This window comes from Mesorhizobium sp. M0923 (genome assembly GCF_040319365.1).
Taxonomy (GTDB): domain Bacteria; phylum Pseudomonadota; class Alphaproteobacteria; order Rhizobiales; family Rhizobiaceae; genus Mesorhizobium.
The window spans coordinates 146011-171338 of record NZ_JAMYNW010000003.1; the positions used below are offsets into that span (position 1 = coordinate 146011).

Consider the following 25328-nt stretch of genomic DNA (forward strand, 5'->3'; position numbering starts at 1 on the left):
TTCGTCCGATGGTCACTGATGCCCGCCAGCGCATCGACAAGTGGCTGTTCTTCTCGCGCGCGGTAAAATCACGCACGCTGGCAGCCAAGCTGGTCGTCACCGGACGCGTCCGCATCAATCGCGACAAAGCAGCGCAGGCATCCGATACGGTCCGGCCGGGTGACGTTTTGACCATCACGCTCGAGCGGCGGATCTTCGTCTGGAAAGTCCTTGGCACCGGCGCACGGCGCGGCCCGGCCGAAGAAGCCCGCCTGCTTTACGAGGACATGTCGCCGCCCCCCGCGCCCAAGGGCGAGGCGCTTCCGGATGCGGTGCCGCCGTTGCGCGAGGCCGGCAGCGGTCGCCCGACGAAGAAGGAACGCCGCCAGACCGACCACCTGCTCGGCGACGATTGAGCAAGGTCGAACTTCCGCTTTGCCGGGCCTCTGGAATTCCATTCCGGAAACCCCGGCACCGCTGGCAAGGGCTGCCCTTGCCAGCGGCGGACAAAGGCGTTACCTCACCAAAAAAGCCCAACAAAATGGGACGTCCCGGAGCCGACCAATGACCTATGTCGTGACCGACAATTGCATAAAATGCAAATACATGGACTGCATCGAGGTCTGTCCGGTCGACTGTTTCTACGAAGGTGAGAACATGCTCGTCATCCACCCGGACGAGTGCATCGACTGCGGCGTCTGCGAACCGGAATGCCCGGCCGACGCGATCAAGCCCGACACCGAGTCGGGCCTCGACAAATGGCTGCAGATCAACACCGAATATGCCGATAAATGGCCCAACATCACCGCCAAGAAGGAGCCCCCGGCCGACGCCAAATCCTTCGACGGGGAAGCTGGCAAATTCGAGAAATATTTCTCCCCGGAGCCCGGCGAAGGCGATTAACGAGAGCGCTGATTGCGGCAGCCTGACGCGGCGTAACAGACGTGATACATTAACTGCCTTGACAGGCGGCGATGGCGCATGGCCTTCGCGCGTGCAGCAAAACCTTGATTCTTCCGACTTTTTGTGTTATATCAGCCCAACATGCCGGTGACACAACGTCGATTTATGGCGCAAACGCCCCAAATCACTGAAAGGTGAATTTCTCAATCCGGACCAGAGCGATCTGGGGCAGGCGGTCGCAATGTTGCGATTTGCCGGTCCTGGCCTTCCGGTGAGTTCATCGTTGTGTGGCTAAGGACCGGTCACCCCGGTCGCACGAGTTCGGGCCGGCACGATGCCGGTACCACAACAAGGAGTTCAGGGCGTAATGGCAACGATCACCCCGCAGAAGAAGTCCACCGCAGCGCGCCACGGTTTCAAGACCGGCGAGTACATCGTCTATCCGGCGCATGGTGTCGGCCAGATCGTCTCGATCGATGAGCAGGAAGTCGCGGGCCACAAGCTGGAACTGTTCGTCATCGACTTCCAGAAGGACAAGATGCGCCTGAAGGTGCCAGTCGCCAAGGCGACCTCGATCGGCATGCGCAAGCTGTCGGAAGAGGATTATGTCGAGCGCGCGCTGAAGGTCGTGCAGGGCCGGGCCCGCGTCAAGCGCACCATGTGGTCGCGCCGCGCCCAGGAATATGATGCCAAGATCAACTCCGGCGATCTGATCTCGATCTCGGAAGTGGTGCGCGACCTCTATCGCGCTGACAACCAGCCGGAGCAGTCCTATTCCGAGCGCCAGCTCTACGAGGCGGCCCTCGACCGCATGGCCCGCGAGATCGCGGCCGTCAACCGCATGTCGGAGACCGAAGCGGTGCGCCTTATCGAGGTGAACCTCAACAAGGGCCCGAAGCGCGGCGCCAAGGCCGACAACGAGGAAGCCGAGCAGGAAGAGGCCGCCTGAGCCTTTTCGCCTTCGAATTCAGAAAAGCCCGGCCTCGCGCCGGGTTTTTATTTTTGGGATCGGCGAATGCATATCTAACCTTCGACACCGCCCTCCCTTTCCGCCTCCTGCTTCAGCGTGGCGATGAACCGCTTGGTCCGCTGGCGCTCCGGGTTGCTGAACAGCACCGCGGCCGGCCCTTGTTCGACGATGTTGCCGGCATCGAGGAACACCACTTCCCGCGCGATCTTGGAGGCGAGCCTCAGATCATGCGTCGCCATCACCATGGTCGTGCCCTCGCTGGCGAGCTTGCCGAGCACGTCGACCACCTCTTGCGCCAGTTCCGGATCGAGTGCCGAGGTCGGTTCGTCGCAGAGCAGCACTTTCGGCGACGGCGCCAGCGCCCGGGCAATCGCCACGCGCTGCTGCTGGCCGCCTGACAGCGTCGCCGGCCAGGCGTCGGCCTTGTGCGCCATGCCGACCTTTTCGAGCAGGGCGAGCGCCCGTTCGCGCGCCCTTTCCTTGGGCCATTTAAGCACCGTCACCAGCCCCTCCATGATGTTCTCGATCGCGGTGCGATGCGGAAACAGCTGGAAATTCTGGAACACCATGCCGGTCTGCAGCCGCAGCCGCTGGATATCCCTGGTCGAGACCCTGCCGCCGGGGTGGAATTCGAGTGCATCGTCGCCGATCCGCACCGTGCCTGAAGTCGGCAGTTCGAGCAGGTTGATGCAGCGCAAAAGCGTACTTTTCCCGCCGCCCGATGGCCCGACAAGCGCGGTGACACTGCCTTCCTCGATAGTGACGGTCACACCCTTCAGCACCAAATTGTCGCCGAAACGCTTTTCGATGTTGGTGAGGCCGATCATGCACGCGCCTCCAGGAAGCCACCATAGCGGTTAAGCCGCGTTTCCAATCGGGCCTGCAAGGCCGACAGCACGGAGCTCATGACCAGGTACAGAGCCGCTGCCTCGACATAGAGGATCAGCGGCTCATAGGTGGTGGCGACAATGCGCTGCGCCGCCTGGAACATCTCGGGCACGGTAATGGCGGCGGCGAGCGATGTATCCTTGACCAGCGAGATGAAGGTGTTGGACAGCGGCGGCACGGCGACGCGCCCCGCCTGTGGAAGAATGGTGCGCCGCATTGCCTGGGCCCAGGTCATGCCGATCGAATAGGCCGCTTCCCACTGGCCCTTCGGCACCGAACCAATGACGGCGCGGATGATTTCCGACGAATATGCGCCGATGTTCAAGGTAAAGCCGATCAGTGCTGCCGGAAAGGCGTCGAGCAGGATGCCGACCGATGGCAGGCCGTAGAAGATAAGGAACAGTTGCACGAGAAGCGGCGTGCCGCGGAAGATCCAGACGTAGAACCGGACCACGGCGACCAGCGGTTTGGGACCGAACAGCCGGACAAGCGCCACGACCAGACCGAGGACAAGACCGAATGCAAACGACAGCAGCGTCAACGGCACGGTGAAGATCAGTGCAGCCCACAGCAGCGTAGGCAGGGATTCCAGCATCAATTGCAGCCAGTGCGGCACGAAGCCTCCTCCTTGCCAGATTGCCGTCGCTCATATCACGCGAAAGCGGCGGGCCGTCAAAGACAGCTCGCCGCGACATGAACGACGCGGGCCGGCATTCGGCCCACGCGAGAAAAGCCGTTTACTTCGAAACGTCCTGGCCGAAATAGGTATCGGCGATTTTCTGGTAGGTACCGTCGGCCTTGATGTCGGCCAGCGCCTTATTGATGGCGGCCACCAGTTCCGGATCGCCCTTGCGCACGATGACGCCGGAATAGTCGGCGTTTTCTTCCTGCGCGGCAATCTTCACATTGGCGTCGGGCTTGTGCTTCTTGAAGTCGAGGAAGGACAGGCTGTCGTTGATGGTGGCGTCGGCGCGGCCGGTGAGAAGAAGCTGGATCGACTGGTCGAAGCCGTCGGTGCCGACGAGCTCGGCGCCATTGGTTTCAGCCAGCTTGCCGAAATTCGAGGTCAGCGACTGCGCCGCCTTCTTGCCCTTGAGATCGGCGAAACCCTTGATGTCGGTGTTGTCGCCGCGCACGATCAGCACCGCCTTGGAGGCGATGTAAGGATCGGAGAAATCATATTTGGCCTTGCGCGCCTCGGTGATGCCGACCTCGTTGATGACGGCATCGTAGCGGTTGGCGTCGAGACCGGCGATCAGCCCGTCCCATTTGCCTTCGAGGAACTGGGCTTTGACGCCGAGGCGCTCGGCGATGGCCCGGGCGATCTCGACGTCGAAGCCGACCAGCGCGCCGGAAGCATCATGATAGGTGAAGGGCGCATAGGTTCCTTCCGTGCCGACCTTGAAGACGCCGGACTGCTTGATCTGGTCGAGATTGGCGCCGGCATGACCGGCGGCGATTGCCAGAACCTGCAGCGTTCCGGCGATAATGAGCGATTTGAGCCATTTCATTTTTCTGTGATCCCGTCCTTGGCCGATGTCCGGCGTCGTTGCGAGTGCCGGAAAATGACAGATGCGCGATGCCAAAATAAGAAACTAAATTTCAAAAATCTCGCGCCCTTGAAATCCCATTCTCAACCAACACCTCCCGGCGGCACCCGGCTGAGTCAAGGCCGATGGCGAATCGCCTGGAACAGCGCAATCGGCATGACAGTCCGGGGGAACATTCCCCCGCATCGCACGTTCTTGGCTGTTGTAGGGCGCGGCGCCGCCATTTCAACCATCGGCGCCAACTCACGATTCAGCGATCGCACCGCAACGCCTGAAGCAGGAGCGCGGCATGATGCAAGACAGTGCAGGACGGACCATGGTTCGCGCGGCGATGAAAGCCCCTTACCTGGAGCGCGACGAAGAGCATCTCCTGGCGCTGCGCTGGAAGGAGAACAATGACCAGCACGCGCTGCACCGCATCACCGTCGCCCATATGCGGCTGGTTATTTCCATGGCGTCGCGGTTCCGCCACTACGGCCTTCCCCTGGGCGACCTGATCCAGGAAGGCCATGTCGGGCTGCTGGAGGCCGCGGCCCGTTTCGAGCCCGAGCGCGAGGTGCGGTTCTCGACCTATGCGACATGGTGGATCCGCGCCTCGATGCAGGATTATATCCTGCGCAACTGGTCGATCGTGCGCGGCGGCACCAGCTCCGCGCAAAAGGCGCTGTTCTTCAACCTGCGGCGCCTGCGCGCCCGCCTGGCAAACGGCGCCGAGCAGACGTCGAATGCCACGCTTTACCGCGAAGTGTCGGCGGCTCTCGGCGTTTCCGAGGCCGATGTGGCGATGATGGATTCCCGCCTTTCGGCACCCGACAGCTCGCTCAACACGCCGCTTGCCGACGATGCGGGCGCAACCGAGCGGATGGAGTTCCTGGTTTCGGATGACCCGCTGCCCGACGAGGTCGTCGGCGACACGATCGATGTCGAACGCCGCTCTGTCTGGCTGAAGACGGCGCTCGGCGCGCTCAATGCGCGAGAACTCAGGATTATCGAGGAGCGCCGGCTGAGCGACGAGGGCGCGACGCTCGAAGCGCTCGGCGAGACGCTCGGCATCTCCAAGGAACGTGTCCGGCAGATCGAGGCGCGCGCCATGGAAAAGCTCAAGGCAGCTTTGGTGAAGCAGAACCCGGAATTTCTCGCAGCCTAACGTGCCACGTCCTGGCTGATTATTTCTTGCCCGCTGCCCGGTTGATGCTGTTTGACATATGTCAGGCCTACCGCCAGTGAAATCGAAAGCAGGTAGCAGACCACCACAAAGAACCTTGGAAACCTGCTGCGCTCCGCTTTAGCGACCAGCGTTTTCATCATGAAATTGAAGAAAGTGTACAAAACCGCCTCGTTGCATGGCGCGCAGCTTGCCACGGTATTCAGGCTCTGGCCCTTACACAAGCAGCGTCGCGATTACTTGTCGGTGACGATCTTGACCTTGTCGCCGGCCGAAACGGCGGCGCCCGGCGACAGCGCGTTGAGCACCCTGAACAAATCCAGCTTGCGGTCGACGCCGACCATCTGTGCGGCCAGGGAGCCCATTGTCTGGCCGGGCTGCACCGTGACGATGCGGATACGCAGCGGCTTCAACGCCGCCTTCTCGGCAGCACTCAGGATGCGGAACGAGCCGCTGACCGAGCGCGCCACCGTGCTCAGCGAGGTGCTGGCCGAAGGCGCCGCGGTCAGCAAGCGGTAGACCTGGCCGCCGGCGCGGATCACCGCAATATCGAATTGCCAGCCATCGGCGCCGGCATGCGCGGTTGCCGCTTCGTTGCCGTTGATCGTTTCCTGGCGCACGCTGCTGTCGTCGAGGCCGGCAACCCAGCCGCTGCGGATGTAGTCGGTCAGCGAGCGGCCCTTGTCGATCGAAACGCCGTCGAAGCGGATCGCGATGTCGCCCGGGCCTGTCGCCGTCACCGCCGCTGCCGAATTGTCGATGATGAAGCCGTTGGGCACCGAGAACGACACGCCGAGGCCAGGATGCAGGAAAGTTTCGCCGCGCACATAGCCTTCCTCCGGTGTGTCGCCGTAAAGCAGCCCGTCTACGCCGGAAAGGAATGAATCGCGATCGCGCGACCCGACACCGGGCGCGCCGAACTGGCGGGCGTGGCGCTGCGCGAGGTCGATACGCTGCGGCGTGTTGGGGTGCGTCGCCAGGAAGTCGAGGCTGGCGTCGGTGGCGCCGCTGATCGAGCGGAAATCGGTATAGGCCGACATCGACTGCAAGAAGCGGCCGGCAGCGTAGGGATCGAAACCGGCTTCGCCGATCGATTTGATGCCGATGGCGTCGGCCTCCAGCTCCTGATTGCGCGAGAACTGGGCCAGCCTCAGCTTGCCGCGGATCAGCGCCGCCTTGGCCGTCGGGTTGTCGCCGAGCACATCCGAAACGACCTTGGTCGCCAACCCCTCTTCGGCTTCCAGCTGCTGGCGCTGCAGGCCGTGATTGGCCGTAACATGGCCCATTTCATGCGCAATGACGGCGGCAAGCTCGGCTGAATCGTTGGCCAAGGCAAGCAGGCCCCGGGTGATGTAGAGATAGCCGCCCGGCAGCGCGAAGGCATTGACGTTGGGCGAGTTGAGGATGGTGATGCGGTAGGTCTGGGTCGGGTTGGCCGACACTACGGTCAGTCTGCCGACGATCTTGGCCACCATGCGCTCGAGCTTGGGGTCGGAATATTCTCCGCCATAGGTGGCGAGGATGCGCGGGTGCTGCGCCTTCGCCAGTTGGGCGAGCTTGCCGTTGGCGGCGACGTTGTCGACCGTGATCGGCTTGTCTGAGGGCTGAAAGCCTGATTCCTGCACGTCGGGAGGCGTGAACATCTGGCAGCTTGCCAGCGCCACGGCAAGACCGGCCAGCGCCAGAAAGCGCGCCAGCGGTTTCACCCTCCGATTGTCGATGCCGGTCGGCAGATCGGCTTCCTTTCAAGTCCTGGCACGTGACCGCGAAAATCGGGCGCGATTTCCGGAAAGCATCACGCGCAAAATCAAGTGCTACGGCGTCCGACAGATACGAGGCAGCAAGGGCAAATCACGGTCTAAGCCGGACCAGCTCCTGGCGGACCTAGCCACACTACCTCGACCATGGCAAGCAAGCGCCGCTTCGCCTTCCGCCGGTTTGACCATAAATTATGTCCGCTTCCGGGCAACATCTCGTGATCCAGCCGCAAACGGACCCGAGCCGATATAGCGTCGGAATGCCTCCGGTCCAGCCCCGACGAAAAAATCGGCCGCAGTGCCCGTCGCGGCAACCGTGCCACCATCCAGGAAAACCATGTTTTGCCCGATACGGCGCGCATCGTCCGGCTGGTGCGTGACGAATAGCACCGTCATGCGCTGCTCCGAATGGACGTCGGCGACCAGGTCGAGCATGTCGTCGCGCAGTGCCGGTCCGAGCGAAGCGAACGGCTCGTCGAGCAACAACACCGGCCGGTCGCGCACCAGGACCCGAGCGAGCGCGACGCGCTGCCGCTCACCGCCGGAGAGTTCGCGCGGCAGCCGGCTTTCCTTGCCGGCAAGGCCGACGCGCTTCAGCGCTGCGGCGATTGCGGCGCGGTCAGCCTCGCTCAGCATGAGCGAAGGCGAGCGGCCGAGCCCGACATTCTGCTCGAGGGACAGATGGGCAAACAGGTTGTTTTCCTGGAACACCATCGATACCGGCCGCGCTGATGGCGGCGCAGTGCTGACGTCGGCGCCGCCGATGAGCACGCGGCCTGACCGCGGCGCCTCGAAACCGGCCACCAGATTGAGCAGCGTCGACTTTCCCGAACCGCTCGGCCCCATGATGGCGGTGATTTCCGACGCCGGGAAATCGACATCGAATATAAGCGGCGTTTCACCATAGCTGAACGAGACATTATCGAGCCGCACGGCCGCGCCTTTTTCGACCGAAATCGACCGTTCCGGGCTGATCGGCATCATGATTTCTCCCTCCTTCCCAGCCAGTCCGCGGTCAGCACAAGCGCCAGGCAGACAAGGCCGAGCAGCAGCGCCAGGCCGGCCGCATCCTCGGTGCGGTAGCTGCCCATGCGCGCCAGCAACAGATAGGGCAATGTCTGCACGGAATCGCTGCCGAACAGCGCAATGACGCCGAGATCACCGAGCGACAGCGCCATGGCGAAGGCGAAGCCGGTGGCGAGCGGCCGCCGCAGCGACGGCCAGTCGACCAGACGCAACCGGTTCCAGCCCGAGATGCCAAGCTGTGCACAGAGCCGTTCGTGGCGTTCGCTCGCCGCGTCATAGGCGGGGCGGATGGCGCGGATGGCGAACGGCATCGCCATCACCGCATTGACCACAACCACCATGACAGGGGCGATCGCAAAGACATCGCTGACGCTGCGCAGGAGCAGGAACCAGCCGGCACCGATGACGATGGGCGGCACCACCAGGACGAACCCCGCACCGGTGTCGGCCAGGTGTTCGAGCAGCGTCCGCCTGCCGGTCCGCCGGGTGAGCGCCAGCGCCCGGCGCGCCATAACCAGCGACAGCGACAACGCCAAGGAGAGCAGCGCCGACAGGAGGGAGAGCACGGCACTGGTCGCCGTCGCTTGCCGCACCGCGCTCTCGCCGGCCAGGCGGCCGAGATCGGCGCCAAGCCCGGCCGACAGCGTAGCCGCCATCGGTCCGGCGACAAACAGCAGTGCCAGCCCGATCACCAGTGCGTTCAGCACGGTCTCGGCCGCACCGGCTGAAAAATACCGGCGCGGGGCTACCGGCAGATTGGCGTCGCCGGTCATATTGGCGCCAAGCCGCGTTAGTGCCAGCACGACGACGAAGGTCAGGGCAATCTGCAACAAGGTCAGCGTCACCGCCCGCGCCGGGTCGAAGTCGAAACGCAGCGCCTGGTATATGGCAACCTCCAGCGTCGTCGCGCGCGGCCCGCCGCCGAGCGTAAGCACGATGGTGAAGGAGGTGATGCACAGCATGAAAACGAGCCCGGCAACGCCCGGCAGGGCCGCACGCAACGCCGGCCATTCGATCAGCCGGAAGGCCGGCGCAGCACCCATGCCAAGCTGGCTCGCCAGCCGCCATTGGTTAGCCGGCACCGTCTGCAACGCTTCCAGGAACAGTCGCGTTGCCAGCGGCAGGTTGAAAAAGACGTGGGCGACGAGAATACCCGATAGGCCATAGATGCCGGGCCAGTTCTGGCCGCCAATCGCACCGAGCAAGCCGGCGAAATACCCGGCGCGGCCATAGAGTGCCAAGACACCGAGTGCGGCAACAATGGCCGGCAGCGCCAGCGGCACGGCGAAAAGCTGCAGGACAAAGCCTCGCCCGAAAAACTGTGGATGCCGCGACAGCGCGCGCGCGACGAACAGCGCCGGTGCGACGGAGAGCAGGGTCGACAACAGAGCCTGCCAGAGCGTGAAGCGGGCAACACGGAGGAGATAGGAATCAAAGGCGGAGGCGGCGCCCGACAGGTCGCGCATGGCTTCGACGACGAGCCCGGCGAATGCCCCGCCGATCAGCAGCGCGATGGCGGCGAGCGCGACGATACCGGCAGCGACGCGGGTATCCGATGATGGCGCGCGTTGCACGCTAGACCACCAGATTCGAGATTCTTAGCGAGGATTGCGTTCCTTCGCGCGCCCCTCTGTCCTGCCGGACATCTCCCCCACATGGGGAGAGATTGGCAGGTTCAGCGCTCCGCTCATTCCGGCAATGTCGGAGATTGGCGAAAGCCGGCATGACGGCCAATCTCCCTCCTTGTAGGGGAGATGTCCGGCAGGACAGAGGGGGGCGCCGTAGGGCGATCATCTTTCAATCCGAGCTACTTGCTCATCACCGCCAGCCACTCGTCGACCCAGGCCTTGCGATTTGCGGCGACCTCTTCCGAGCTGAACAGCAAGGTTTTGGTCGGTTTGACGAGCTTGTCGAACGCCGGATTGAGCGGCTTGTCGGTCTTGCCGGCCGGGAACATCCAGTTGGTTTCGGGAATGAGATCCTGGAATTTCGGCCCGGTCATGAAGGCGATGAACTTTTCCGCCAGCGGGTTCTTCGCGCCCTTGGTGGTGATCCCAGCGACCTCGATCTGCAGATATTCGCCTTCCTCGAAGGACGCCGCCTGGTAGCGCGAGGTGTTTTCGGCAACCATGTGGTAGGCTGGCGAAGTGGTATAGGACAGCACCATCGGCGCCTCACCCTTGGTGAACAGGCCGTAGGCCTCGCTCCAGCCCGGCGTCACCGTCAGCACCTTTGCCTTGAGTTTGGCCCAGGCTTCCGGAGCCTTGTCGCCATAGACCGACTTGACCCACAACAGCAGGCCAAGGCCCGGCGTCGAGGTGCGCGGATCCTGGATGACGATCTTGTCGCCGGCATCGCCCTCGACCAATTCCCTGAGGCTCTTCGGCGGGCTCTTCAGTTTTTCGCTATCGTAGACGATAGCGAAATAGCCATAGTCGAACGGCACGAAGATATCGTCGCTCCAGCCACCCGGCACACTGACGTCCGTCACGGCGCCATGCGGCGAAAACAGGCCGGTTGCCTTGGCGTCCGCCGTCAAATTGGTATCGAGGCCAAGCACGATATCGGCCTTGGTCGCGGCCCCTTCCAGCTTCACACGGTTGAGCAGTGCCACGCCGTCGGCGACCGAGACGAATTCGACGACGCAGGTGCACTCGGCCTCGAAGGCCTTCTTCACCGCCGGTCCCGGACCCCAATCGGCGGTGAAGCTTTCATAGGTATAGACGGTCAGCTTATCCTGTGCCGATGCCTGCCCCGGTAGGGCAAGCACGGATGCCGCAAGCAGGATAATCGAGGCAAGAGAGTGGAAAAAACTGCGCATCGGCGCCTCCTTCGTTCGCGTTGAAAGGAATTGAGGCGTCGGGCTGTCCGAAACGTCTAATCCCTCCGCCGGTACAAACCGGATCAGGTTCAGCGGGTTGGCAGTCTTGCCTCTCAGCCGGTCCGCGAAGATCGCGTCCGGCACCCCGTTAGAGCGTTTCGACACATAGGCCCGGCCGAAGTGCTGCGCAAGCGGAAGTTTGCCGGGCATCCAAAGCGCGGCGTCCTGTTTCATCTGCCGTTTCATCTTCCGTTTCCGGGGCAGGGCTGGTAAGGGCCACGAGATATGAGCACATTCACCATCCTGCTTGGCGGCGATCTCATCCGCACGCCGCTGCTCGACCGCCAGGTCGAAGGCTCCCGCGTCATCGCTGCCGATGCCGGTATCGGCCATGCCCTTATGCTGGGCCTGATGCCGGAACTCTGGGTCGGCGATTTCGATTCCGTGCCTGCCGATTTGCCGGAGGATCTGGCCGCCGTGCCACGGCAGGTGTTTCCCGCCGAAAAGGACAAGACCGACGGTGAACTCGCTATCGCCGCCGCGCTCGAACGCGGTGCGACCAGCCTTGTGCTCGCAGGCGCCTTCGGCGGCAAACGCACCGACCACATCTTCCTGCATCTGGCGCTCAGCGTCCGGCTGGCGGAAGGCGGAACGGAAGTGCTTTTGACCAGCGGCGCACAGGAAGGCATTCCTTTGCTGCCTGGAAAGACTGGCTTCGATTATGTCGACGGTACGCTGTTTTCGGTGCTCGGCTTTTCGGATCTCGCCGGCCTGACAGTCACCGGCGCCAAATGGCCGCTCGCCCATGTCGAGGTTGCCTTCGGCTCGTCGCTGACCATTTCCAACGAGGTCAAGGGCCGGCTGGAAATCGCGCTGGCCAGCGGCCGCGCGCTGCTGCTCGCGCATCCTTTTCCCCTACCTGAAAGCTGACATGGCGCCGCCGCTTCTCAATCTCGACGGGATAAAGCTGACCTTTGGCGGCGCGCCGCTGCTCGACGGTGCCGCCCTGACGGCGTCAGCTGGCGACAAGATCGCCCTGGTCGGGCGCAACGGCTCTGGCAAGTCGACGCTCCTCAAGATCGCTGCCGGGCTGATCGAACCGCAGGACGGCGAAGTCTTCCGCCAGCCTTCGGCGACGGTGCGCTATTTGCCGCAAATGCCCGACATGGACGGTTTTGCGACCGTTCGCGCCTATGTCGAGGTGGGGCTCGGGCCCGCCGATGATCCCTACCGCGCCACCTATCTGATGGAGCATCTCGGCCTGACCGGCGAGGAACGGCCGAACGACCTCTCCGGGGGCGAGGCGCGGCGCGCGGCACTCGCCCGCGTCATGGCGCCCGAGCCCGACATTCTTCTCCTCGATGAACCGACCAATCATCTTGACCTTTCGGTTATCGAATGGCTGGAGGAGGAGCTTGCCCGCACCTCCTCGGCCCTGGTCGTCATCTCGCATGACCGCCGTTTTCTCGAACGCGTGTCACGCGCCACAATTTGGCTCGACCGCGGCCAGACCCGCCGTCTCGATAAGGGCTTTGCCTATTTCGAGGAATGGCGCGACACGGTGTTGGAGGAGGAAGAGCGCGAGCAGCACAAGCTCGGCCGCCAGATCGTGCGCGAGGAGCACTGGCTGCGCTATGGCGTGACGGCAAGGCGCAAGCGCAACATGCGCCGGCTCGGTGAGTTGCAGACCATGCGCCAGCGCTTTCGCGGTCATCGTGGCGCCGAGGGTGCGGCGACGATGACAGCCAGCGACGCCGCCGAATCCGGCAAGCTGGTGATTGAGGCCAAGAACATCGAGAAGAGCTTTGGCGATCTGACCCTGGTCAAGGGATTCTCGACACGCATCCAGCGCGGCGATCGCGTCGGTCTGGTCGGGCCGAACGGCGCCGGCAAGACGACGCTATTGAAGATGCTGACCGGCGAATTGAAGCCGGACGCAGGCACGGTGCGGCTCGGCACCAACCTGGAGATCGCCACGCTCGACCAGAAGCGCGAGGCCGTCGATCCGCAGGAGACACTGGCGCAGTATCTCACCGACGGACGCGGCGAGAACCTTGTCATCAATGGCGAGCAGCGCCACGTCGTGTCCTACATGAAGGACTTCCTGTTCAAGCCGGAACAGGCGCGCACGCCGGTGCGCGAGCTTTCGGGCGGCGAGCGGGCACGGCTGATCCTCGCCCGCGTTTTGGCGCGGCCGGCAAACCTGCTTGTGCTCGACGAGCCGACCAACGATCTCGACATGGAGACGCTGGAGCTGCTGCAGGAACTGGTCGCCGGCTTTGCCGGCACGGTGATCCTGGTCAGCCACGATCGCGATTTCCTCGACCGCACGGTGACCAGCATCATCGCGCCGGATGGCGACGGCCGCTGGATCGAATATGCCGGCGGCTATTCCGATATGCTGGCGCAGCGCGGCGGCACCAGGCTGGACGACCGCAAGGCGCGGCCGAAGGCAGAGACCGGCGAGGCGACGGCGGCAAGCAGGAGCGAAGCGGCCGCTAGCAGGGGCCTGGCCAAGAAACTGTCGTTCAAGCAGAAATTCGCGCTGGAAACCTTACCCAAGAAGATCGAGGCGGTGTCGGCCTCGATCTCGCGGCTGGAGAACAACATCGCCGATCCGGCCTATTATGAGCGCGACCCGGCGTCGTTCCAGAAGACGATTGCCGCGCTCGACAAGGAGCGCGCCACGCTGGAAGCGCTCGAAGAGGAATGGCTGGAACTCGAGATGCTGCGCGAAGAGATGGAGGGGTGAGAGGTTGAATGCACGCTCATATGCGCCTACATTATGCGCATAAATGGGAGCGGCTCCATGCCTCGATCGAATCCAAAAACCCAAAGAAAGTCGGTTAATACATCGATCGACTCCGGATTGATCGAGGACGCCAAGGCGTTGGGCATCAATATATCCCGCGCTGCAGAAGAGGGTATCGCCAAGGCGATTTCGGCCGAAAAAACCCGGCGATGGCAGGAGGAAAACAAGGAAGCGATCGAGAGTTCCAATGACTATGTCAGGCGCAACGGCTTGCCTCTGGCCAAGCACCGGCTGTTTTGATGGCGCGTTATGATTTCTACCAGACTGCCGAAGGCGACGGTTATCTTCTCGATCTCCAGTCCGACCTTCTGGGACGGCTCGACACCAAGGTAGTCGTCCCGCTGATGCCAGCCAATAAGGCTCCAGTGCCGGGCCGCCGGCTAAATCCTATCTTCACCATCAACGGTAAGGACCATGTCATGGTCACTCAATTCATGTCAGCCTTGATGACATCTGAATTGCCCATTGCCGAAGGAAATCTTTCTCGCCATCACGACGACATCGTGAGCGCAATCGACATGTTGTTCCAAGGCTTCTGAGCCAAAGAGGGGTTGGGCTGGTGAGCCGGCCTCAACCCGCCGTCTTGGTTTGCCAGGCCTTCAGCGCCTCGTCGAACACCTTCTCGCCCGGAATGCCCTTTTCCATCGTGAGCAGCGCCCGCCGCCCGGTCTTGTAGACGACCGGCACGTCGATCCAGTCCTGGCCCCTGAGCAAGGTCAGATTGGCGTCTTCATCTGCCTTGGTATCGTTGAGCGCAACCAGGAAGAAACCGTCGGCGATCTTGGCCGGGATGCCGATCAGCGGGCTGCCGGCATCCTGCTCGGAGCCCTTCATGGCGACACGCAGGATGTTGTCGACGCCGCCGCCCTCGAAGCCGTCAGGCGTCAGGAAGATCATCTCGATGATATGGCTGGCCGGCAGTGTCTGGTCGGTGTTGCGACGGATCGTCATGCGCAACTGGATATCCTTGCCTGGAATGGTCGCCTCGGCGCGGATCGCCGGCTCGGGCGGCAGGTCGCCGCCGGGCGATTCCTGCACCAGTGACCAGACGATATTGCCGGGCTCGGCCGAGCCTTGAGCGGTGCTGGTGCGCTCCTCGTAGAAGATCGCTTTCTGGCCGACGGCCAGCGCGGCTTCCGGCGGAACTACCGTCGGTGCCGCTGCCGCCACGGGCGGTGTGGCGGCCGCTGCAGGCGCTGGCGGGACAGCTGCAGCATCGGCCGGCGCTGCCGCCCCGTTGGCGGGCGGCGTTGCGGGAGTTGGTGCAGCGGACCCGTCGACTGCTGGAGCATTGGCCGTGGCTTGCGCGTCTGCGGGCGCGGCCGGTGCCGGCGCGGCGGGTACCGGGCTGGTCGGCGTTTGTGCGGCCGACGGCGGCGTGGTCAGCGCGGCGACGGATTCGCCTTCGCCGATGCCCGCCTGCCCGGCCGCGGGGCCGGGATCGACCTCGTGGCCTTCGGGCGTCAGGCGCTGCGTGAACTTCGCGCCTTCGCCGGCCTCCGTCGGAGGCGCGGCGGCCGGGACGGCCGCATCGGCCACCGGCTTGGCCGGGGCTGGCTTTACCAGCGGTTCGGTGGCGACGGTTTTGGTCCCGTCGAGGCCGAGCATGCTGCCGAACGCATCCTTGTTCAGCCACATGCCGTAACCGCCACCGGCAATGACCAGCAAGGCGACGGCAGCGGCAATCACACCGCCATAGCTGCGCCTGCGCTCGGCAGGATGGAGCCGCTGGAACCTGTCCTCCGCGGGGTCGCCGTCGTTGGAAAAGTCATCGCCCCGAAAAACCCCGTCTTGGTCATCGGCTGTCGGAAGATCCATGTCGGACGGCGGCGGACCAGCGCGCTCCTGAGAAAGAGCGACGGGCTGCGGCTTTTGCCAGTTCGACGCCGGCTTGGCGGGCGTGGGCTGCCATGCCGGCCCAGTCTGTGCCGGCCCGGTCTTTGCCGGCTCGGTCTTGGCCGGCTCGGTTTTGGCCGGCTGGCGGACATGGCTGGGCTGGTTCTTGTTGCGGTCGATGGAGGAGAAGATGTCCTCCAGCTCCGCCAGCGGATCGGATGCCGGCGCCGGTTTGCCATACTCTCGCTCAATGCTTGCGATGGCATCTTCGAGTGCACGCTTCTGCCTGGCGACGTCCGACGGCGCAAGCGGTGGATCGCGTTCGGCAATCTTCTTTGCAATCGTCGAACGGGCCTTGTCGTAGACCCTGGCGCGCACCTCCGCCGACGGCTCGCCGAGATTGTCGAGCGTCTTTTTCAGAACAGAAACAAAATCTACCATGCTTCAGTCGACCTGCATTTTGTTTCTGGGCCGGCCCCCGCAAATCAGCCGCAATGCCCGGAAAGGCTGAGAAACTAGTCTTGAAACGGATCGGTCACAAGTATCGTGTCGTCCCGTTCAGGGCTGGTGGAAAGGAGTGCGACCGGCGCGCCGATCAGCTCTTCGATGTAGCGGACGTACTTCACCGCCTGGGCCGGCAGGTCGTTCCAGCTGCGCGCGCCGGCGGTGGTGCCTTTCCACCCCTCCAGCGTCTCGTAGACCGGTTCGACGCGCGCCTGCGCGCCCTGGCTGGCCGGCAGGTAATCGATCGCCTCGCCGTCGAGGCGGTAGCCGGTGCAGACCTTGATCTCGTCCAGCCCATCGAGCACATCGAGCTTGGTCAGCGCAATGCCCTTGATGCCGTTGACGGCGACAGCCTGGCGGACCAGCACGGCATCGAACCAGCCGCAGCGGCGCTTGCGGCCGGTGACGACGCCGAATTCATGGCCGCGCGTGCCCAGGAACTCGCCGATCTCGTTCTTCTGTTCGGTTGGAAACGGGCCTTCGCCAACGCGCGTCGTGTAGGCCTTGGTGATGCCGAGCACATAGCCGATGGCGCCCGGGCCGACGCCGGATCCAGCGGCGGCCTGGCCGGCAACCGTATTGGAGGAGGTAACGAACGGATAGGTGCCATGGTCGATGTCGAGCAGCGTGCCTTGCGCGCCTTCGAACAGGATGCGCTCGCCGGCGCGGCGCTTGTCATCGAGGATTTTCCAGACCCGGTCCATATAGGGCAGAATCTCGTCGGCGACCGAGATCAGCTCGCTCATGATCGCCTCATGCGTGACCTCGGCATGGCCGAGCCCACGGCGCAGCGCATTGTGGTGCGTCAGCAGCCTGTCGACCTTCAAGGGCAGCGTTTCCAAATCCGCCAAATCCATCACCCTGACCGCGCGTCGGCCCACCTTGTCTTCGTAGGCCGGACCGATGCCGCGACGGGTCGTGCCAATCTTCGTTCCGGAATTGGAAGCGGCGTCCTCGCGAAATCCGTCCAGCTCCCGGTGCAGCGACAGGATAAGCGCGGTGTTTTCGGCTATTTTCAGGCGGTCCGGCGTCACCTCGACGCCCTGCGCCTTCAATTTCGCCACCTCCGCGACGAAAGCGTGCGGATCGAAGACGACGCCATTGCCGATGATCGACAGCTTGCCTTGCCGCACCACGCCGGACGGCAGCAGCGACAGCTTGTAGACCTTGCCATCGACGACCAGCGTATGGCCGGCATTGTGGCCGCCCTGGAAGCGCACGACAACGTCGGCGCGCTCGGACAACCAGTCGACGATCTTGCCTTTGCCCTCATCGCCCCATTGCGAGCCGACGACCACCACATTGGCCATGCTTCTTTTCCCTTGAGATGCCGCGCCAGGCAGCTTGAAACGGTTCGAAACGACAGGCCTCTATAGCGTCAAGACCGGGCGAGCGCGACCATTCTTTGCCGCCCAAAACGCTCCGAGGCACAACAATTTTCGCCTTTGACATCATTTACTTGCGCGAGCTGCCGCAATAGGCCCGCATCGACCGCGCATTTCTCTCCGCCTGGCCGGGACTTCACGATGCATCGAGCCGCCTATCTGTTCCTGCTGTTCACCACCTTGCTGTGGGGCGGCAACTCCGTGGCGGGGAAGCTGGCGGTCGGTCATATCTCGCCGATGACACTTGTCTTCCTGCGTTGGCTGCTGGCGGTTCTGATCTTGCTGCCGATCGGCTGGGCAACGCTGCGCCAAGACTGGTCGGTGGTGCGCAGGCACTGGTTGCTGCTTGGCGGGCTCGGCGCTTGCGGCTTCGCCTTCTTCAACACGATCTTCTACACGGCGCTTAACTACACCACGGCAATCAACGTCTCGATCGAGCAGGCGGCGATCCCGATCGTCATCATCATCGCCAATTTCGTGTTCTTTCGCCTGCGCGTCAACGGCGTGCAGATCATCGGCGTCGTGCTGACCATCGCCGGCGTCGCGGTGACGGCGAGCCATGGCGATCCACGCCAGCTTCTCAGGCTGGATCTCAACTTCGGCGACGCCATCATGCTGATCGCCGTGCTTTGCTACTCCTTCTATTCGGTCGGGTTGCGGCTGAAGCCGGCCATCCGCTGGCAGAGCCTGATGCTGGCGCTGTCGGTTGCCGCACTCATCACATCGCTGCCTTTCTTCCTGTGGGAGATTGCCGCCGGCAAGGTCATCGTCCCCGATGCCCGCGGCTGGGCGGTCGCGTTCTATACCGCCATCGGTGCCTCGGTCATTTCGCAGATCTTCTATATCAGGGGCAACGAGCTGATCGGCGCCAACAGGGCCGGCCTGTTCATCAATCTGGTGCCGATCTTCGGTACGCTGCTGTCGGTGCTGATCGTCGGCGAGACATTCCAGCTCTATCAGGCGCTGGCACTCGCGCTGGTGCTCAGCGGCATCAGCCTCGCCGAATACAGCGGACGGAAGACGGCGATATCCGCCGCTGAATGAAGTCGCTTGCCGCGACGTTTGACTGCGGTCCATCAACGACCGTGGAAGCGCCCCGCGTGCTGCTGCACACGGGGTGACCGAATTTCAGGCCACGCCGACGTCGAAGTGCAGCCGCTTGGCGGAGTCGATCGACTTGTGCGAGCGCACCTGCGCCAACACCTTTTCCGGGAACGGCGCATCGAGATAGAGCAATGCGATGGCATCGCCGCCCGGCCGGTTGCGGCCGAGCTGGAAATTGGCGATGTTGACGCCGTTCTCGCCGCAGACCGTGCCGAGCAGGCCGATGATCCCAGGCGCATCGGCATTCGTCGTGTAGAGCATGTGCTGGCCGACCTCGGCGTCGAGATTGATGCCCTTGATCTGGATGAAGCGCGGTTTGCCATCCGAGAAGCAGGTGCCGGCGATCGAGCGTGTCCTATGCTCGGTCTTGACCGTGAGCTTGATATAGCCGTCGAACACGCCGGATTTGTCGCGCTTGACCTCGGCGACGATGATGCCGCGCTCCTTCACCATGATCGGCGCCGACACCATGTTGACGTCGGAGACCTGCGGCCGGATCAGCCCGGCAAGGGTGGCGCTGATCAGCGCGCGCGTGTTCATCGTCGCGGTCGAGCCGTCGAACAGTATCTCGACCTCCTTGATTGGATCCTCGGTGACCTGGCCGACAAAGGCGCCGAGCACTTCGGCAAGCTTGACGAAAGGTTTCAGCCGCGGCGCCTCTTCGGCGGTGATCGACGGCATGTTGATGGCGTTGGAAACGGCGCCCTTGATCAGATAGTCGGACATCTGCTCGGCGACATGAAGGGCGACATTCTCCTGCGCTTCGGTGGTCGACGCGCCGAGATGCGGCGTCGCCACGACATTCTCCATGCCGAACAGTTCATTATACTCCGCCGGTTCGACCTCGAACACGTCGATGCCGGCGCCTGCCACCTTGCCGCTTTTCAGTGCCGCGATCAGGTCGGCCTCGACGACCAGCCCGCCACGCGCGCAATTGATGATGCGCACACCGGTCTTCATTTTGGCGATCGCCGCGGCATCGATGATGTTGCGCGTCTTGTCGGTGAGCGGTGTGTGCAGCGTGATGAAGTCGGCGCGGGCGAACAGCTCGTCGAGCTCGACCTTTTCGACGCCGAGCTCCTCGGCGCGGCTGTCCGACAGGAACGGATCGAAGGCGATGACATGCATCTTCAGGCCGACGCCGCGCGTAGCGACGATCGAGCCAATATTGCCGCAGCCGATGATGCCCAGCGTCTTGCCGGTGATCTCGACACCCATGAAGCGGTTCTTTTCCCATTTGCCGGCATGGGTCGAGGCGTTGGCCTCCGGTATCTGGCGGGCCAGCGCGAAGATCATGGCGATCGCATGCTCGGCAGTGGTGATCGAATTGCCGAAGGGCGTGTTCATCACGATGATGCCCTTGCGGCTCGCCGCCGGGATGTCGACATTGTCGACGCCGATGCCGGCGCGGCCCACGACCTTCAGCCTGGTCGCGGCGTTGATCAGCTTCTCCGTGACCTTTGTCGCCGAGCGGATGGCCAGCCCATCATACTGGTCGATCACCTCGAGCAGTTTTTCCTTATCCTTGCCGAGATCCGGCAAATAGTCGACGTCGATGCCGCGATCCCTGAAGATCTGCACGGCGGTGGTGGAAAGTTTATCCGAGACGAGAACGCGAGGCATTGGCTTGGTCCTTTGCGATTGGCGTCCCTCCTTGAGGGGAGGGTCGGCGCGAAGCGCCGGGGTGGGGTCGGTGCGGCCGGATGCGGCCGAATCTTTCTGGATGGTGGATCGTTGAGCTCGTGTCGTTGAGCGGGTGGAGGCGACCCCACCCGGCCCTTCGGGCCACCCTCCCCTCGAGGGGGAGGGATCAGGCCGCCGCTTTGAGCGACGCCTTTTGCGCGGCAAAGGCCCAGTCCAGCCAAGGCAGCAGCGCCTCGAGGTCGGAGGCCTCGACCGTCGCGCCGCACCAGATGCGCAGGCCGGGCGGTGCGTCGCGATAGGCGCCGATGTCATAGGCGACGCCTTCCTTGTCGAGCACCGAGACAATTGCCTTGGCGAACGCGGCCTGTCCGTCGGCGTCGAGTGCCGCGACATCCGGATCGGTGAAGGAAAGGCATACCGATGTGTTCGAGCGCGTCGCCGGGTCGGCTGCAAGATGGCCGAGCCAGGAAGATTTCCGGACAAAGCCATCGAGCACGGCGGCATTGGCGTCGGCACGGGCGATCAGCGCATCGAGGCCGCCGATCGACTTCGCCCAATGCAGCGCATCGAGATAGTCCTCGACGCACAGCATCGACGGCGTGTTGATAGTCTCGCCCTTGAAGATGCCCTCGATCAGCTTACCGCCGGAAGTGAGGCGGAAGATCTTCGGCAGTGGCCAGGCCGGCTTGTAGCTTTCCAGGCGTTCGACGGCGCGCGGGCTGAGGATCAGCATGCCATGCGCGCCCTCACCGCCCAGCACCTTCTGCCAGGAGAAGGTGACGACGTCGAGTTTCTGAAAATCGAGCTTTTGCGCAAAGGCCGCCGAAGTGGCGTCGCAAATGGTCAGGCCCTTGCGGGTGGCCGGGATGAAATCGCCGTTCGGCACGCGCACGCCCGACGTCGTGCCGTTCCAGGTGAAGACCACGTCGCGGTCGAAGTCTATTTTGGTCAGGTCGGGCAGTGCCCCGTAGTCGGCCTCTAACCTGCGCACATCGGCAAGCCTCAGCTGCTTGACCACATCGGTGACCCAGCCGGAGCCGAAGCTCTCCCAGGCGACCATGTCGACGCCGCGTTCGCCGAGCAGCGACCACAGCGCCATTTCGACCGCGCCGGTGTCCGAGGCCGGCACGATGCCGATGCGATAGTCTGCCGGAACCTGGAGGATTTCCCGCGTCAGCTCGATCGCTTGTTCGAGCTTGGTCTTGCCGATCTTGGCACGGTGCGAGCGCCCGAGCGCGGCATTTTTGAGCGCCTCGACCGACCAGCCGGGGCGTTTTGCACAGGGACCTGAGGAAAAATTGGGATTTGCCGGACGGAATCCGGGCTTCGTATGCGTCGTCATCGTGGTCTATCCTTCCAGATAGTGGCCCCTCGTTGGGGAGGGGTGGCCCACGAACGGCGATATGCGTTCAGGCTTTCGGCGTCAAGGGGAAAGTTTTTGTCGCTGTCAGGATATTGCCAGCGCCCGGGGCAAAAATGCGAACGGCGAGCCTACGACCCGCCATTGTTAACGCCTCGGCTTCGATCGAGCCTACCAGAGGTCGTAGCGTAGTCCGACTTTGACTTGATGATTGTTGATTCCTTTGCGGATCGGAAAAGAAGTCAGGCTCTCCGCAGTCACATATTCGGCGTCTGGCGCGGAAAAATACTGATAGCCCAGATCGACTGAGACGTTCTTGGACACTTGGTAGGCAAGGCCGGCATTCAGCGTGTAGGCGAAGGAGTATTGGGTCTTGTCGTCACGCAGGACGAAATCGTCGGCGGGGTTGGCGTTGTCGATGAAGTAGCTCGCCGAGAGGCGACGCTTGCTCTGGACGACACCGATACCAGCGCCGAGATAAGGTGTGATTCCGACATAGGTGCCAAGGTCGACATAGCCATTGAATATGCCTGAGAAGGCATAGTTCTTCAGGGTCGCCGATGCCACCGTCGTTCCGTCGTTATAGCCGACGTCGATCTTGTTGCCGGGAAGATAGCCGACATTGAGATCGGCCCGCAGATAGTCGTTGAAATGGTAGCCAAAGCCTATGCTGGCGAAGATGGGATCTTCCTTTTCGTCGAAGCTCGCGGGCGTGAAGGCGAAATCCTCATCCTTGAAGCTCTTCTGCACCAGATAGGAGACATCGCCGCGCAGATACCATCCCGAGCCAACCTCGACCGGTACATAGTCGGGCGCCTGGTCGACATAGACCGGCGGATCGTAATCGGCGCCAAGCGCCGGCGTGAGCGGCATCAGGACGACTGCTGCAAGCGCCAGCACTACAGGCGATTTGAATGTCATGGTCCCCGGCTCCCGACTTGGCGCATTCGCGATCGCGCGCGCCGTTTCAGAGAGCATTGTTAACCATAGTGGTTAAGTGCGGGTTAAGGATAACAAGGCGTTAGCAATTGATTTGATCCGTTTTCGCTCCTCGAGCTGGACGGTATTACAGAGCAACGCAGCATCTTTAGGCAGCCAAACGAAACCGCCCGGCAGAAGCCGGGCGGTCGACGAATTCTTCGATTTCGAAGCGACTACTTGGTGTAGACGGGCTCGGGTTCCGGAACATAGGGCTCCGGGGGCGGAGCACAGTCCGACCTGCCGAACTGGTAGCGCAGGCCGCCGCGCACTTCGTGCACGTTGATGCCTCGGTCATAACCTGGGCCGACATTGCTATCCGAAGCATATTCGAACATCTTGCCGCCGTTGATGTGGCTGAAGCGGTAGCCGACATCGAGCTTTACGCGGTCGGTCAGGCAGTAGGATGCGCCCGCCATCGCAGCATATGCAAAACGCCAGCCCTTACCGCCATGATGCTCGAACTCGCCGTCGTCATCGACGTTGTGCAGTTCATCCCACTTGACCCAGGCGCCGCCGATGCCCGCTCCGACATAAGGTGTGACGCCATGCCAGGTGCCGATATCGACATAGGCGTTGGCCAAGAGCAGCAGCGCCGAATAGGACGAGGTGTCGACGGATGTGCAAGGGGTTTGTAATACGCCGCAGAAGCCGTTGGTCGAGCCGCGGAATTTGGATTTGCTCATCCAGTCCAAGGTGAGATCGGTACGGAAATGCTCGTCGATCTGGTAACCAACACCGGCGCCGGCCGAGAAGGCGCCATCCAGCTTGCCTGTATCGAACTTGCCGGGATTCTGGGGCGCTACACCGTAGGTGATATAGTCGCCACCGCGAAACTTCGACCAGTGATAGTCGATATCGCCGCGGATATACCAGCCGCCATACTCGGCCGGCGGCTCGTAGGCGATCGGTGGCGGCGCCTCCTCGACCACCGGCGGCTCGACGAAATCGGCGGCGAATGCCGGCCCGACGCCGGCAAACAGCGCGGCCAGGAGAGCCATTCTTGCTGTGTTGAACATGCTTATCACCCCTGAGAACCCTCGAACGGCGAACGCGCCCGAAATATGATTGACCTCAGTTGTGGATAATGAATCGGAAAGGTTAAAAGGCGTTTAACCGTGTCGATTAACCACGAATCTCTAAAATCCGAGGATTCTGGCGGCCGTTGCTGTTGCAGGACTGACAGGCGATCCAACAAAAAGCCCGCCGGCAAGGCGGGCTTTTTGAACTGATATTGGAGGGAGATCAGGCGGCGCTGCGCGTTTCCGAAATGACCTCGACGATGTCGTTGACCACGGACTCGACAAGCTGCGGGTCGTCGCCCTCCGCCATGACACGGATGAGCGGCTCCGTGCCGGATGGCCGGATGACCAAGCGCCCGGCCTTGCCGAGGCGATGGCGCGCATCTTCGATCGCTGCCTTGACCGGCGCCTCCTCCAGCGGCTTGCCGCCGGAAATATGCACGTTCTTCAACAGCTGCGGCACCGGCTCGAACTTCTTCGACAATTCGCTGACCGGCCGGTTCTGCCGCTTGATGCAGGCGAGCACCTGGAGCGCCGAGACGAGGCCGTCGCCGGTGGTCGAGAAATCGGACAGCACGATGTGGCCCGACTGTTCGCCGCCGACATTGAGCCCATGGGCACGCATGTGCTCGACGACATAGCGGTCGCCGACCTTGGTGCGATGCAACTGCAGGTTCATGTCGCCGAGGAAGCGTTCGAGGCCGAGATTGGACATCACCGTCGAGACGACCCCGCCGCCGGCCAGCCGCCCGCTCTGGTGCCAGGATTCGGCGATCAGCGCCATGATCTGGTCGCCATCGACGATCGCGCCGTTCTCGTCGACAATGACGACGCGGTCGGCATCGCCGTCGAGCGCTATGCCGATATCGGCGCGCACCTCGTGCACCTTCTTTTGCAGGCCGGCCGGATGGGTCGAGCCGCATTCCTTGTTGATGTTGAAGCCGTTGGGCTCGACATTGATGGCAACGACCTCGGCGCCGAGTTCCCATAGCGCGTCGGGCGCCACCTTGTAGGCGGCGCCATTGGCGCAATCGACGACGATGCGCAGGCCCGACAGCGACATCGAGCGCGGCAGCGTGCGCTTGGCGAATTCAATATAGCGGTCATGCACGCCGTCGACGCGTTTGGCGCGGCCGAGCCCATCAGAATCGGCAAGCGCCAGTTCGATATCCTTGTCGAGCATCCCCTCGATACGCTCCTCGATCTCATCGGACAGCTTGTAGCCATCGGGGCCGAACAGCTTGATGCCATTGTCGTAATAGGGGTTGTGCGAGGCAGAGATCATCACCCCTATATCAGCGCGCAGCGAGCGCACCAGCATTGCAACCGCTGGCGTCGGGATCGGGCCGAGCAGGAAGACATCCATGCCGGCGGCGCACAGGCCCGACACCATCGCGTTCTCGATCATGTAGCCGGAAAGCCTGGTATCCTTGCCGAGCACGACGCGGTGGCGGTGGCTGCCGCGCTGGAACGAGAGGCCGGCGGCCATGCCGACCCTCATGGCGACCTCCGCCGTCATTGGAAACTTGTTGGCGCGCCCACGAATACCGTCCGTACCGAAATAATGTCCTGCCATGCTAGCCAGCTTCCCGATGGTTCTTTCCGAGCATCTCATGCCATAAAA

Annotated in this window: 24 protein-coding genes and 1 riboswitch; of the genes, 9 read left to right on the top strand and 15 right to left on the bottom strand. The window is 63.0% G+C overall.

The features are described 5' to 3' along the window. The first annotated feature begins 8 nt into the window (after positions 1-8). The 3 genes from NKH89_RS06750 to NKH89_RS06760 all read left to right on the top strand — a co-directional run bounded on the left by NKH89_RS06750 (position 9) and on the right by NKH89_RS06760 (position 1831). Positions 9-395 carry an RNA-binding S4 domain-containing protein gene (locus NKH89_RS06750; protein ID WP_023721017.1) on the top strand — a complete coding sequence of 129 codons (387 nt, stop codon included), beginning with the start codon at positions 9-11 and terminating at the stop codon, positions 393-395. A 148-nt stretch (positions 396-543) separates the two neighbouring features. Beyond that, complete coding sequence (gene fdxA, locus NKH89_RS06755; protein WP_023721018.1) at positions 544-882, top strand: ferredoxin FdxA; 339 nt, start codon at positions 544-546, stop codon at positions 880-882. A 367-nt stretch (positions 883-1249) separates the two neighbouring features. After that, positions 1250-1831, top strand: coding sequence for a CarD family transcriptional regulator (locus tag NKH89_RS06760; protein ID WP_006327799.1), 582 nt, complete (start codon positions 1250-1252; stop codon positions 1829-1831). Positions 1832-1905: 74 nt separating this feature from the next. Here the strand turns inward: NKH89_RS06760 and NKH89_RS06765 are convergent, their stop codons facing one another. The 3 genes from NKH89_RS06765 to NKH89_RS06775 form a co-directional block, all read right to left on the bottom strand. Beyond that, complete coding sequence (locus tag NKH89_RS06765; RefSeq protein WP_352588268.1) at positions 1906-2679, bottom strand: amino acid ABC transporter ATP-binding protein; 774 nt, start codon at positions 2677-2679, stop codon at positions 1906-1908. Further along, entirely contained in the window at positions 2676-3356 is a 681-nt protein-coding gene (locus tag NKH89_RS06770) for an ABC transporter permease subunit (RefSeq protein WP_023721020.1), read from the bottom strand. Before NKH89_RS06770 ends, NKH89_RS06765 begins: the two co-directional genes overlap by 4 nt. 121 nt (positions 3357-3477) lie before the next feature. Beyond that, positions 3478-4251 carry an amino acid ABC transporter substrate-binding protein gene (locus NKH89_RS06775; RefSeq protein ID WP_023721021.1) on the bottom strand — a complete coding sequence of 258 codons (774 nt, stop codon included), beginning with the start codon at positions 4249-4251 and terminating at the stop codon, positions 3478-3480. A 328-nt stretch (positions 4252-4579) separates the two neighbouring features. On the opposite strand from NKH89_RS06775, the gene NKH89_RS06780 reads away from it, so the two are divergent. Further along, positions 4580-5437 (top strand): RNA polymerase factor sigma-32, encoded by an 858-nt coding sequence (locus tag NKH89_RS06780; RefSeq protein WP_031194549.1) that lies wholly within the window; start codon positions 4580-4582, stop codon positions 5435-5437. Here NKH89_RS06780 and NKH89_RS06785 read toward each other — a convergent pair. From NKH89_RS06785 to thiB, 5 genes are all read right to left on the bottom strand, one after another. Continuing rightward, positions 5434-5619: a hypothetical protein gene (locus tag NKH89_RS06785; protein WP_352480900.1), complete on the bottom strand. Its 186-nt coding sequence runs from the start codon at positions 5617-5619 to the stop codon at positions 5434-5436. The genes NKH89_RS06780 and NKH89_RS06785 overlap by 4 nt on opposite strands. Positions 5620-5691: 72 nt before the next feature. Continuing rightward, on the bottom strand, positions 5692-7161 hold the full coding sequence (locus tag NKH89_RS06790) for a M48 family metalloprotease (protein WP_023721023.1): 1470 nt from the start codon (positions 7159-7161) through the stop codon (positions 5692-5694). A 243-nt stretch (positions 7162-7404) separates the two neighbouring features. Beyond that, positions 7405-8196, bottom strand: coding sequence for a thiamine ABC transporter ATP-binding protein (gene thiQ / locus NKH89_RS06795; RefSeq protein ID WP_023721024.1), 792 nt, complete (start codon positions 8194-8196; stop codon positions 7405-7407). Next, positions 8193-9812 (bottom strand): thiamine/thiamine pyrophosphate ABC transporter permease, encoded by a 1620-nt coding sequence (gene thiP / locus NKH89_RS06800; protein WP_352480902.1) that lies wholly within the window; start codon positions 9810-9812, stop codon positions 8193-8195. The genes thiQ and thiP overlap by 4 nt, the downstream gene beginning before the upstream one ends. A gap of 233 nt (positions 9813-10045) precedes the next feature. Beyond that, a complete protein-coding gene (gene thiB, locus NKH89_RS06805; RefSeq protein WP_352640151.1) occupies positions 10046-11059 on the bottom strand; it encodes a thiamine ABC transporter substrate binding subunit in 1014 nt (337 codons plus the stop codon). Positions 11060-11102: 43 nt separating this feature from the next. Further along, positions 11103-11217: riboswitch (TPP riboswitch) on the bottom strand. 127 nt (positions 11218-11344) lie between these two features. Between thiB and NKH89_RS06810 the strand changes: the two genes are divergently transcribed. The 4 genes from NKH89_RS06810 to NKH89_RS06825 are packed head-to-tail and all read left to right on the top strand — an operon-like array spanning position 11345 to position 14410. Next, on the top strand, positions 11345-11989 hold the full coding sequence (locus NKH89_RS06810) for a thiamine diphosphokinase (RefSeq protein WP_023721026.1): 645 nt from the start codon (positions 11345-11347) through the stop codon (positions 11987-11989). Position 11990: 1 nt separating this feature from the next. Beyond that, positions 11991-13811: an ABC-F family ATP-binding cassette domain-containing protein gene (locus tag NKH89_RS06815; protein ID WP_352640150.1), complete on the top strand. Its 1821-nt coding sequence runs from the start codon at positions 11991-11993 to the stop codon at positions 13809-13811. Positions 13812-13868: 57 nt separating this feature from the next. After that, on the top strand, positions 13869-14111 hold the full coding sequence (locus NKH89_RS06820; RefSeq protein ID WP_352480905.1) for a type II toxin-antitoxin system CcdA family antitoxin: 243 nt from the start codon (positions 13869-13871) through the stop codon (positions 14109-14111). Continuing rightward, positions 14111-14410 carry a CcdB family protein gene (locus tag NKH89_RS06825; protein ID WP_352480906.1) on the top strand — a complete coding sequence of 100 codons (300 nt, stop codon included), beginning with the start codon at positions 14111-14113 and terminating at the stop codon, positions 14408-14410. The genes NKH89_RS06820 and NKH89_RS06825 overlap by 1 nt, the downstream gene beginning before the upstream one ends. A gap of 31 nt (positions 14411-14441) precedes the next feature. On the opposite strand, the gene NKH89_RS06830 is transcribed toward NKH89_RS06825, so the two are convergent. Together NKH89_RS06830 and NKH89_RS06835 are read right to left on the bottom strand one after the other, a co-directional pair. Next, positions 14442-16148: a hypothetical protein gene (locus NKH89_RS06830; protein WP_352494167.1), complete on the bottom strand. Its 1707-nt coding sequence runs from the start codon at positions 16146-16148 to the stop codon at positions 14442-14444. Between the two features lie 74 nt (positions 16149-16222). Then, complete coding sequence (locus tag NKH89_RS06835) at positions 16223-17521, bottom strand: adenylosuccinate synthase (protein ID WP_023680654.1); 1299 nt, start codon at positions 17519-17521, stop codon at positions 16223-16225. A 216-nt stretch (positions 17522-17737) separates the two neighbouring features. Between NKH89_RS06835 and NKH89_RS06840 the strand changes: the two genes are divergently transcribed. Beyond that, positions 17738-18640: a DMT family transporter gene (locus NKH89_RS06840; RefSeq protein ID WP_352480908.1), complete on the top strand. Its 903-nt coding sequence runs from the start codon at positions 17738-17740 to the stop codon at positions 18638-18640. An 84-nt stretch (positions 18641-18724) separates the two neighbouring features. Here the strand turns inward: NKH89_RS06840 and serA are convergent, their stop codons facing one another. The 5 genes from serA to glmM all read right to left on the bottom strand — a co-directional run bounded on the left by serA (position 18725) and on the right by glmM (position 25280). Then, positions 18725-20323 (bottom strand): phosphoglycerate dehydrogenase, encoded by a 1599-nt coding sequence (gene serA / locus NKH89_RS06845; protein WP_352480909.1) that lies wholly within the window; start codon positions 20321-20323, stop codon positions 18725-18727. Positions 20324-20510: 187 nt separating this feature from the next. After that, positions 20511-21686: a phosphoserine transaminase gene (locus NKH89_RS06850; RefSeq protein ID WP_023719598.1), complete on the bottom strand. Its 1176-nt coding sequence runs from the start codon at positions 21684-21686 to the stop codon at positions 20511-20513. A gap of 189 nt (positions 21687-21875) precedes the next feature. Further along, positions 21876-22625, bottom strand: coding sequence for an outer membrane beta-barrel protein (locus NKH89_RS06855; protein WP_352787890.1), 750 nt, complete (start codon positions 22623-22625; stop codon positions 21876-21878). A gap of 233 nt (positions 22626-22858) precedes the next feature. After that, positions 22859-23701 (bottom strand): outer membrane protein, encoded by an 843-nt coding sequence (locus NKH89_RS06860; protein ID WP_352640148.1) that lies wholly within the window; start codon positions 23699-23701, stop codon positions 22859-22861. Between the two features lie 226 nt (positions 23702-23927). Continuing rightward, complete coding sequence (gene glmM / locus NKH89_RS06865; RefSeq protein WP_352494163.1) at positions 23928-25280, bottom strand: phosphoglucosamine mutase; 1353 nt, start codon at positions 25278-25280, stop codon at positions 23928-23930. Between the last annotated feature and the right edge of the window lie 48 nt (positions 25281-25328).